Source organism: Pseudomonas sp. 05N434 (assembly GCF_056396965.1).
The window spans coordinates 1-1,128 of the sequence record NZ_JBFTMK010000910.1; the positions used below are offsets into that span (position 1 = coordinate 1).

General features: G+C 53.6%; 1 protein-coding gene and 1 tRNA gene. Both read right to left on the reverse strand.

Translation table 11 applies throughout. From position 1 onward, the window contains the following. Positions 1–656 (reverse strand): hypothetical protein (locus AC1DLB_RS30625; protein ID WP_477786357.1); only part of this gene is annotated, 656 nt, incomplete at its 3' end. Between the two features lie 55 nt (positions 657–711). Beyond that, positions 712–786, reverse strand: a tRNA-Lys gene (locus AC1DLB_RS30630). Positions 787–1,128: the final 342 nt, after the last annotated feature.

Sequence of the window (1,128 nt, forward strand, 5' to 3'; positions counted from 1 at the left end):
GCATCGAAGAGAGGCAACCGAGTCATGACCACATGTTTTTGCACCGCCAGACGCTGCTGCGCAGGGAGTTTTGAAAGCAGCTTTTTGATATCGCCGACATCGAAGATCTGCACTTCCACCGCCGCGAGCGGTAGCCCGTCAGAAGCCATTGGAAAGAAACGCAGTTGCTCAAAAAAAGGTGCGATCGACTCAATCAGTCTGCGGGCTTCCTCCGTGCGCTGCTGTCCCAACAGCCAAGCCACGTATAGTAGTGCTGCCTCTTCTGGTACATCGATCCGATAGTCGCTGTTCACCAGTTGCTTTTGCAGTGCTTCGATCCCCTCATCCGTAAGGTGCCAGGTGTTGAGATCAAGTCGTTCAAAACCAGGGCGGATGCCTGGGATTGAGGCGGCCAGCCGCCGCTCGTACACGGTCAGTGCACCACCGGCCAGATACTGTCCAGTGGCAAAACCACCCGTGGCTACCTCCAGCGTGACCCATTCAGGCACATCCACGAGTGGTATACGTGAGCCATACAGCGCGGTGCCTTGCACCATGTGTTCGACCACCTGCTGCCAGCGCTCAATCCGTTCGCGCGTTTTCTCAGTGTCTAGACCCGATGCGGTCAATGCTCGAGATAATTGAAAGACCGCATAACCGGCGTTTATGCCGGCCATTGCATCCGTTTCCCTATCGTGCCTGGACATTTGTCCTTCTGACCCTGCGATGTAGTGGGTCCGGGGGCTGGATTCGAACCAGCGCCCACCCGGTTAAGAGCCGAGTGTTCTACCGCTGAACTACCCCGGAACAGAGCGCGCATTGTCTACTCGCAACGAACGAATGTGAAGATTGAAAACGTTGCCGCTCGTGACACATATAGAGATTACTCCCGTTCGAAAATATTGGTGTAACTTCCTCCCCCCCCCGCTGCAATGCCAGAGGCAACTGGATTTGCGCAGATAACCACTGTTTGCACCGCTGCGGTCTAAACAGTCGGTCATGAACAAGTTTTGGAGAGCATGCGCTTTGTTTTTCTAATCTAAACCTTTATTTTAAAAGGACTTATTGGAGCCATGAACATCTGACATCGCCCATAAGTTAAATAATGTGTCGGGACGGAACTTCTCCCCATGTTGGACGGCTGAACCG